The sequence below is a fragment of the Kribbella sp. NPDC048837 genome (assembly GCF_055586945.1).
In genome coordinates, this window is record NZ_JBVJHF010000006.1 from 629,936 (window position 1) to 638,038 (window position 8,103).

An 8,103-nucleotide genomic window follows, 5' to 3' on the forward strand; every position below is an offset into this window, starting at 1 on the left:
AACCGGGGTTCAGCGCTTCTTTCGCTTGGGTTTGTCATGACGTTGCGCGGCCAGCGCGAGCAGTTCCTCGGCGTGCGCCTGGGCGGCGTCGGAGTTCTCCAGGCCGGCCATCATCCGGGACAGTTCCTTCAGCCGGGCGTCGTCGTCGAGCGCGACCAGACCACTCGTGGTGACCGAGCCGTCGTCGCTCTTCAGCACCACCGCGTGACGGTCCGCGAACGCGGCCACCTGCGGAAGGTGGGTCACCACGATCACCTGTGCCTTCTCCGCCAGCCGGGCCAGCCGCTTGCCCACCTCGACCGCGGCGCGGCCGCCGATGCCCGCGTCGATCTCGTCGAACACCAGCGTCGGCACCGGGTGCGTGTCGGACAGGATCACCTCGAGCGCGAGCATCACCCGGGAGAGTTCACCGCCCGAGGCAGCCTTCTGCAGCGGGCGCGCGGGGCTGCCCGGGTTCGCCGCGAAGCAGAACTCGACCTCGTCGATGCCGAACGGTCCGGCCGACGTCTCGTGCACCTCGACCGACAGCTTCGCGTGCGGCATCGCGAGACCGGTCAGCTCCTCGGACACCGCGACACCGAGCCGCTCGGCCGCCTCGATCCGGGCCGCTCGCATCTGCAGGCCGAGATCGGCGAGCTTCGCGTCCAGCTCGGCCAGCTCGGCGGTCAGTTGCTCGACGCGCTCATCGCTTCCGTCCAGCTCGGCCAGTCGCTCGGCCGACCGCTTGGTCCAGTCGATGACCTCGTCCACAGTGCCCTGCTCGGCGCCGTACTTGCGCACCAGGTGGGTCAGCAGGGCCCGTCGCTCGCTCACCACGGCCAGCCTGGCCGGGTCGGTGTCGACGTCGGCGGCGTACGACGAGAGCTCGCCGGCCAGATCGGCCGCGAGATAACCGAGCTCGCCGGCGCGGTCCGCCAGCTCGGCCAGCTTCGGGTCGTGCTGACGCTCGGCGTCCAGGACCTGCTTGGTCAGGGCGAGCAGTCCGAGCACGTCGTTCGGCCGGGTGGAGTCGCGGTCCTCCTCGGAGGCCAGTGCGTCGGCTGCCGTCGTGGCCGCGGTCCGCAGGCCGTCGGCGTACGCGAGGCGCTCCTCTTCCGCGGCGAGCTCGGTGTCCTCGCCGGGCAGCGGCTCGGCCTTGGCGACCTCGTCCAGGCCGAAGCGGAGCAGATCCGCCTCGGCGAGACGATCGCGCTGCCGGGTGGTCAGCTCGGTCAGCTCGGCCTCGACCTCACGGTGCCGCTTGTAGGCGGCGGCGTACTCCTGGAGGGGCACGAGCACGGGCTTGCCGGCGAACGTGTCCAGGGTTTCGCGTTGGCGTGCGGGCTGCAGGAGCCGCCACTGGTCGGCCTGGCCATGGATCGCGACCAGGTCGCCGGACACCTCGCCGAGCACGGACACCGGGACGGACGCGCCGCCGAGGAATGCGCGCGACCGGCCCTCGGCGGACAGCTCGCGGGCGATCAGCAACTCGCCGTCGTCCAGCTCACCGCCACGGTCCTCGGCCTGCTGCACGATCGACTTCGGCACGCCGCTGGCCCGGCCCTCGACCCGCGCCCGGCGGGTGCCGTGCCGGACCAGGCCGCTGTCGGCGCGACCGCCGAGCAGCATGTTCACACCGGTCACGACCATCGTCTTGCCGGCCCCGGTCTCCCCTGTCACGGCGGTGAATCCCGGGTCGAGGTCCAACGTCGCGTCCTCGATCACGCCCAACCCGGTGATACGGATTTCCGAGAGCATGGTCTAGTTTCCGTTTCCGTTGCGTTTGCGCTCGGCGGCACCGCGCCAGCCGAGCACCGGGAGATCGAACTTCGCCACCAGCCGGTCGGTGAAGGGCGCCCAGTGCGCCCGCGCCAGCCGGACCGGCGTCGAACCGCGCCGCACCTGGATCTCGGCGCCGGGCGGCACCTCCACCATCCGGCGGCCGTCGCACCACAGCACACCGCGACCGTGCCAGGACGGGACCAGCTCGATCGACAGCTGCGACGTCGGCGCCACCACGATCGGCCGGGAGAACAACGCGTGCGCACTGAGCGGCACCATCAGGATCGCCTCGACCTCGGGCCAGACGATCGGACCACCCGCGGAGAAGGCGTACGCAGTACTCCCGGTGGGTGTCGCCACCACGACGCCGTCGCAGCCCCAGCGCGACAGCGGGCGGTCGTCGACCTCGACCAGCACCTCGAGCATCTTCTCGCGGGCCGCCTTCTCCACACTCGCCTCGTTCAGCGCCCAGGTGTCGAAGATCAGCTTGCCGTCCAGCCGGACCTCGACGGCCAGCGTCATCCGCTCCTCGACCGTGTAGCTGCGGTCCACCACGACCTGGACGATCCGCTCCAGGTCGTCCACCTCGGCCTCGGCCAGGAACCCGACATGACCGAGGTTCACCCCGAGCACCGGTGTGCCGTGCGGGCGGGACAGCTCGGCGCCGCGCAGGATCGAGCCGTCGCCGCCGAGCACCATGATCAGCTCGACGTCCAGCGCGGCCTTCTCGTGGTCGTCGACGATCTCGACCGGGTCGAGCTTGAGCGCCTCGGCCTCGCCCCCCAGCAGCCGGACCTGCATCCCGGCGTCGGTCAGCAGCCGGTGGGCGTCGCGCGCCACCTCGACAGCCTGCTCCCGGCCGGTATGCGTGACCAGCAGCACGCGCCGCGGCTCGTGCTCAACCACCCTGCCTCCTCATTGCGGTCCGCGCTCGACAGCGGTCTGAAGCATCGTCTCATCGAGCGGCGGTGCTTCCCGGCGTATCCACAGGAAGTATTCGACATTTCCTGACGGACCAGGCAACGGGCTGGCCGCCACACCTTCGATTCCCCATCCGAGCTCCCGTGCCTTCGCCGCCACACCGCGGACGGCGTCGGCCCGCAACTCCGGGTCACGGACGACCCCGCCCTTGCCGAGCCGCTCCTTGCCGACCTCGAACTGCGGCTTCACCATCAGGACCAGATCGCCCTCCGGTTTCACCACACCGATCAGCGCCGGCAGGACGAGCGTGAGCGAGATGAAGCTCAGATCGCTGACGACCAGATCGACCGGCTCACCACCGATGTCGTCCAGGGTGAGCGTACGGACGTTGGTCCGGTCCATCACCGTGACCCGCTCATCGGTCTGCAACGCCCACACCAGTTGGCCGTAGCCGACATCGACGGCGATCACGTGGGCGGCCTCGTTGCGGAGCAGTACGTCGGTGAATCCGCCGGTGGAAGCACCCGCGTCGAGGGTCGCGCGTCCCTTGACCTGCACGCCTGGGAACGCTTCCAGCGCGCCGATCAGCTTGTGCGCACCGCGGCTCGCGTAGCCGGGGTCGTCGGTCTCGGACGTGTCGACGAGGATCGGCGCGTCCGCGCCGACACCGGTCGCCGGTTTCGTGGCCACCGTCCCGGACACCTTCACCTTGCCGGCCGCGATCAGCTCGCTCGCGTGCTCACGGGACCGCGCGAGACCACGCCGTACCAGCTCGGCATCGAGCCGCGATCGCTTGACTCCCTTGGCCACTGACGTCTAAGCGCGATCGCCGTGCTCGGCGTCCGCCTCCACCAAGGCACTCTGCAACCGCTCGTGCAGGTCGGCGTACACCTCGGCATGCTCGCTGACCGGGCGGTCCCGCAGGTCGTCCAGCCGCCCCATCGTCTCCTCCACCAGCGGATGCCCCTGCTCCTCGTCCTGCGGCGCGGGGTCGTCCGGCGGTGCACTGTCCTGCTGCGGTGCGGGGTCCTGCTGCGGTGCGGGGTCCTCGGGGGTCTCCGCCTGGAAGTGCGGCGTGGGGTCCTCGGCCGACTCCGCCGTGAACGAGTGCTCGTGCTCCTGGCCCGGCGCCCGGGCGAACTCCGGCCCGAACTCCACCTCCGCCGGGTCCACGTGCGCGTGCTCGTCGGGCACTTCGATGTCGTCCAGGGACGCCTCGAACGCCGCCTCGGTGTCGTCCGCGACGTTCTGCGGGCCGGGCTCGGTGTCGTAGTCGGGTTGCTCGGGGGATTCTTCGGACGGATACGGCTCGAAGCCCGGCTCCACGTCGGGGTCGACGCCGGGCGGGAACTGCTCGCCAGGATGCTCGGTCACGTCACGCCTTCTTCGCCGTCTTCTTGGCCGCGGCCTTCTTCGCCGGGGGCGCCTTCTTCGCGGCCTTCTTGGCAGCCGCCTTCTTGGCAGCCTTCGGCAGCGGCTCCGACCAGTCGTCGTCCTCCAGCGCGTCAGCGGCGGGGGCGGCCGACGCGGGCGCGACGCCGTGGGCCTCGGCCAGCTCGGCCTCCAGCGTCTGCACCCGCCGGGTCAGCGCCGCGACCTCCTCCGAGCGGACGAACCCGAGCCGCGCGACGGCGCCCTCGACCTCGTTCGCCACGATCGCCTGCAGGAGATGGCGGTTGCTCTTGCTGGTGGCAACGATCTCGTCGGTCAGCTCGCTCACCTTGGTGCTCAGGCCGGACGTCAGCGTATCCGCGCCGGTCTGCTGCAGCAGCGCCTTCGCCGCCGCCTGGGCCTTCTGCCGGGTGACCTCGGTCAGTCCGCTCGCCAGTTGTACGTAGCCGCGCAGTGCGTCCAACACCATGACTGCCTCCTCGCTCGTCCCAGCTACGGTATCGCCTTGCTCCGGCAATACCAGCCAGCACCGGCTCTACTTGTCCAGACCCACTCGGTGCAGGGCGGCGTCGAGGGCGATGGTGCCGGGCGCCGGGGCCGGCTTGGGGAGTGGGCGGCGGGTCCGGCCGGCGGTCTTGGCCGGCTTGACGGCCGGTTTGGCCGGCGCGTCGACCGCCGCCCACACCGCGGACAGGATCGCCCGCAGACCGTCGTACGGCTCGCCCTCGCCCTTTACCGAGACCGCGTTGTTCACGACCTCGGCGGTCCAGCCCTCACAGGTGTGCTGGGCTCCCTCGACCGTGATACCGGGCTGCTTCTGGGCCAACGCACTCAGCCCGGCGCCGATGTACGTCGGCCGCTGGTTCTTCGGCGCCCGGGCCAGATCGTGCGCGTCGTTCACACCGGTGGCCACCCAGAGACTCGCGATCCCGACCGCGTGCGCGCCGGCGATGTCGGAGTCCAGCCGGTCCCCGATCATCAACGGGCGTTGGGCTTTGAGCCGCTCGATGCTCGTCTCCAGCAACGGCGGCTCGGGCTTGCCGGCCACGACCGGATCCACGTCGACGGCGGCCCGGACCGCCTGCACCAGCGTCCCGTTCCCCGGCGCTTTCCCGGCCGCGGTCGGAATGGTCAGGTCCAGGTTGGTCGCGAACCACTTGGCGCCCTCGTGGATCGCGTGCGCGCCGTCGGCGAGCATCACCCAGTTCACGTCCGGGTGGAACCCCTGGACGACGGCCACCGGGTGCGCGTCGCTGCTCCGCACGGCCGTCAGCCCGTACTCCTCGAGCGCGCTGTACAGCCCCTCGCCGCCGACCACGAGCACCGGCGAACCCTTCGGGAACTCGCTCGCGATCAGCTTCGCGGCCGCCTGCGCCGACGTCACCACGTCCTCGGCGATCACGTCCAGCCCGAACGACGCGAGGTGCTCGGCAACGACCCGGGCCGGCCGGCTCGCGTTGTTGGTGATGTACCCGATCCGCATGCCTTCCTTGGCGGCCTTGCGGAGGTTCTCCGGCGCGTCGGGCACCGGATCCGGCCCGACGTACACGACGCCGTCGAGATCCAGCAGGGCCACGTCGTACCGGCCGGCGAGGGGTTCATCACACGCCGAGAGCGGGGCAGGCGCTTTCCGTTCCGCGCTCATGCTTCCCGCCGTACGATTCCGGCCATGCCATCAAGCGGGCCGGACGCACGGGGGAGCATCCTCCGGCTCGACCCGCTGCGTGCCTGGCGCTTCGTGGCCGGCAAGGTGAGCGCGCTCGGCGCGGTCACGTCACCGCCGTACGACGTACTGGAACCCGCCCTCGTCCGGCGGCTGACTGACTCTGATCTGCACAACATGGTGAGGCTCATCCTTCCACGCGATCCGGAGCTCGGTCCCGGGCGGTACGACGAACCCGCGCGACGGCTGGCCGGGTGGCAACGCGACGGTGTGGTGGTGCAGGACAACAGGCCCGCGCTGTACGTGTACGAGCAGCAGCTGGGCAGCGCCGTACTCTGCGGACTGGTCGGCTCGCTCGGACTCGATGCGACCCGGCGCGTGGTGCTGCCGCACGAGGACGTGATGCCGCACTGGGTGGACGACCGGCTCGAGCTGATGGAAGCGACGGACGCCGACCTGGAGCCTATCCTGCTCGCGTACGGCGATGGTGGCGCGGCCAGTGATGCCGTCGACGACGCACGCTCCCGCGAACCGTGGGTCGTGGCGGACACGTACAACGGCGCGCACCACCGGATCTGGCGGATCGACGATCCTTCGACGCTGGCGATGATCGCCGCCGAGCTGGCCAGGCACGAGGCGCTGATCGCAGACGGCCACCACCGCTATGCGGCGTACCTGGAACGTCAGCGGCGTGAGCCGGGCCGACCGAGTGCGGAGGTCGGTCTGGCCATGCTGGTCGACTACGGCCGGCACCCGCTCACGCTGGACCCGATCCACCGCGTCGTACCGGGGCTGGACCTGGCCACAGTGCAGTCGCGTACGCCGGAGGGTTGGCAAGTGCTGCCCGGTCGGGTGGAGGGCGTACCGGACCGGATCGCGGTGACGGATGGGGCCAGCTGGGTGACTCTGCGGTCTACGTTCGGTCAGGAGGAGCCGACCGTGTCACTGCTCCATGACGTGCTGCTGCCGGCGTGGGGCGTGATTGAGGAAGACATCAGCTTCCACCACACGCTGCAGGACGCTCTGGCGCTGGCTGGGCCTCAGCAGGCGGCTGTGGAACTCGTGGCACCACGGATGGACCAGGTACTACGGTCGGCCACGCAAGGCGTCGTACTGCCGCAGAAGGCGACGTCGTTCGGTCCCAAGCCGCGGGTGGGGTTGCTGTTCCGGACGCTGTGAGCTGTCAGGGGCGGTGGTAGAGGCTGAGGAACTCTTCGCGGAGAGGCTTGCGGGCGGCTCGATGGCGCTCTGTCAGGCGTCCGAGGGTGAAGGACAGCTCTGGGTCGTCTTGGGCGGCGGCGTCCGCGGCCATTGCGGTCAGGGCGTCGGCCGCGGCGCAGTGGTCCTGGTGCTGGCCGAGGAGCTCCTGGTACTTGGCTGCGTGGGTTGCCGTGGCCTTGGCTTCGTCGCCGAGGACGGATGCGCTGGTGTCGGCGGCGTACCGGACGCGTTTGGCCAGCAGGCGCACCTCGTGCCAGTCGTCGTCCACCGTCCAGGGCTTGAGCTTGTCGGCCGCCTGGGTGAACTTGACGTTGGCGGCGTCCAGTAGCTCGGGCAGGACCTCTCCGCAGGGCTGACCGGCCTTGGGTTTGAGGTCCGGCGCGGCGGCGACGGCTTCGAGGGTCTCCAGCAGCTCCGCGGTGGACTCCCCCAGGACGACGGCGCCCGACCGGGCCGAAGCCCGGTCCAGTCCGACGGTGAGCGTCGTGAGGATCGTGTCGACGTGCTCCTCGTCGTCCTCGCTGTTCGCGGTCTCGCGGACGAGCGCGGCGATCACTTCCAGATCCCTTGCCTCACCACAGGCCTGCGCGAGCGCGGCGAGATCGCTGCGCAACTCGTCGGCCCAGTTGCCGGCCAGCAGCTTGCGGAACAGCTTCAGATCGCTCCGCAACCGCCGGCACGAGACGCGCACTTGGTGGATCGCGTCGGCCTCGGACTTCTCCACCATCAGGACCGCGCCCTGCAGCCGCGCAGTGCCCTTCACGAGCGCGCTGCCCACCAACGCTCCGACAGGAGCCTCCGCCGACAACGGCCCGGCCCAAGGACCCACGTTCTCGCCCATCGCCCCATTCTCCCTGCTCCAGGCGAACCCGGGGTCCCCGAGCGAGCCGCCCTACCCCTCGACCTTGCCCACGCCCTCGCCCTCAGCGCCCTCGTCAGCCTCGTCCGCGAGCTCCCTAGCTTCGTCGGCGAGCTCCTCAGCCTCGTCAGCCAGTTCGTCGGCCACGTCGGCGTCCTCGTCGAGCTCGTCGGCGAGCTCCTCAGCCTCCTCAGCCAGTTCGTCGGCCACGTCGGCGTCCTCGTCGAGCTCGTCGGCGAGCTCCTCAGCCTCCTCAGCCAGTTCGTCGGCCACGTCGGCGTCCTCG

At 70.7% G+C, this 8,103-nt stretch carries 9 protein-coding genes; 1 reads left to right on the forward strand and 8 read right to left on the reverse strand.

The window, feature by feature from the left end:
- Positions 1 to 9 precede the first annotated feature (9 nt).
- From recN to ACZ6O0_RS29625, 6 genes are all read right to left on the reverse strand, one after another.
- On the reverse strand, positions 10 to 1,737 hold the full coding sequence (gene recN / locus ACZ6O0_RS29600) for a DNA repair protein RecN (protein ID WP_465768270.1): 1,728 nt from the start codon (positions 1,735 to 1,737) through the stop codon (positions 10 to 12).
- 3 nt (positions 1,738 to 1,740) lie between these two features.
- Positions 1,741 to 2,667 carry an NAD kinase gene (locus ACZ6O0_RS29605; RefSeq protein WP_465768271.1) on the reverse strand — a complete coding sequence of 309 codons (927 nt, stop codon included), beginning with the start codon at positions 2,665 to 2,667 and terminating at the stop codon, positions 1,741 to 1,743.
- 9 nt (positions 2,668 to 2,676) lie between these two features.
- The gene (locus ACZ6O0_RS29610) at positions 2,677 to 3,492 is read right to left on the reverse strand and encodes a TlyA family RNA methyltransferase (RefSeq protein ID WP_465768272.1); all 816 of its coding nucleotides are present in this window, start codon (positions 3,490 to 3,492) and stop codon (positions 2,677 to 2,679) included.
- A 6-nt stretch (positions 3,493 to 3,498) separates the two neighbouring features.
- Complete coding sequence (locus ACZ6O0_RS29615) at positions 3,499 to 4,056, reverse strand: hypothetical protein (protein ID WP_465768273.1); 558 nt, start codon at positions 4,054 to 4,056, stop codon at positions 3,499 to 3,501.
- 1 nt (position 4,057) lies between these two features.
- On the reverse strand, positions 4,058 to 4,543 hold the full coding sequence (locus ACZ6O0_RS29620) for a phasin family protein (RefSeq protein ID WP_465768274.1): 486 nt from the start codon (positions 4,541 to 4,543) through the stop codon (positions 4,058 to 4,060).
- Positions 4,544 to 4,609: 66 nt separating this feature from the next.
- Positions 4,610 to 5,719 (reverse strand): HAD-IIA family hydrolase, encoded by a 1,110-nt coding sequence (locus ACZ6O0_RS29625; RefSeq protein WP_465768275.1) that lies wholly within the window; start codon positions 5,717 to 5,719, stop codon positions 4,610 to 4,612.
- A 24-nt stretch (positions 5,720 to 5,743) separates the two neighbouring features.
- On the opposite strand from ACZ6O0_RS29625, the gene ACZ6O0_RS29630 reads away from it, so the two are divergent.
- Positions 5,744 to 6,916, forward strand: coding sequence for a DUF1015 family protein (locus tag ACZ6O0_RS29630; RefSeq protein ID WP_465768276.1), 1,173 nt, complete (start codon positions 5,744 to 5,746; stop codon positions 6,914 to 6,916).
- A 4-nt stretch (positions 6,917 to 6,920) separates the two neighbouring features.
- On the opposite strand, the gene ACZ6O0_RS29635 is transcribed toward ACZ6O0_RS29630, so the two are convergent.
- Together ACZ6O0_RS29635 and ACZ6O0_RS29640 are read right to left on the reverse strand one after the other, a co-directional pair.
- Positions 6,921 to 7,799, reverse strand: a complete 879-nt coding sequence (locus tag ACZ6O0_RS29635; protein ID WP_465768277.1) for a CHAD domain-containing protein — start codon at positions 7,797 to 7,799, stop codon at positions 6,921 to 6,923.
- 51 nt (positions 7,800 to 7,850) lie between these two features.
- The coding region (locus ACZ6O0_RS29640; RefSeq protein WP_465768278.1) for a hypothetical protein at positions 7,851 to 8,103 on the reverse strand (253 nt) is incomplete at its 5' end.

Coding starts and splice junctions, on each gene's coding strand:
- recN (WP_465768270.1), bottom strand. CDS start 1,737: ATGCTCTCGGAAATCCGTATCACCGGGTTGGGCGTGATCGAGGACGCG.
- ACZ6O0_RS29620 (WP_465768274.1), bottom strand. CDS start 4,543: ATGGTGTTGGACGCACTGCGCGGCTACGTACAACTGGCGAGCGGACTG.
- ACZ6O0_RS29625 (WP_465768275.1), bottom strand. CDS start 5,719: ATGAGCGCGGAACGGAAAGCGCCTGCCCCGCTCTCGGCGTGTGATGAA.
- ACZ6O0_RS29630 (WP_465768276.1), top strand. CDS start 5,744: ATGCCATCAAGCGGGCCGGACGCACGGGGGAGCATCCTCCGGCTCGAC.
- ACZ6O0_RS29635 (WP_465768277.1), bottom strand. CDS start 7,799: ATGGGCGAGAACGTGGGTCCTTGGGCCGGGCCGTTGTCGGCGGAGGCT.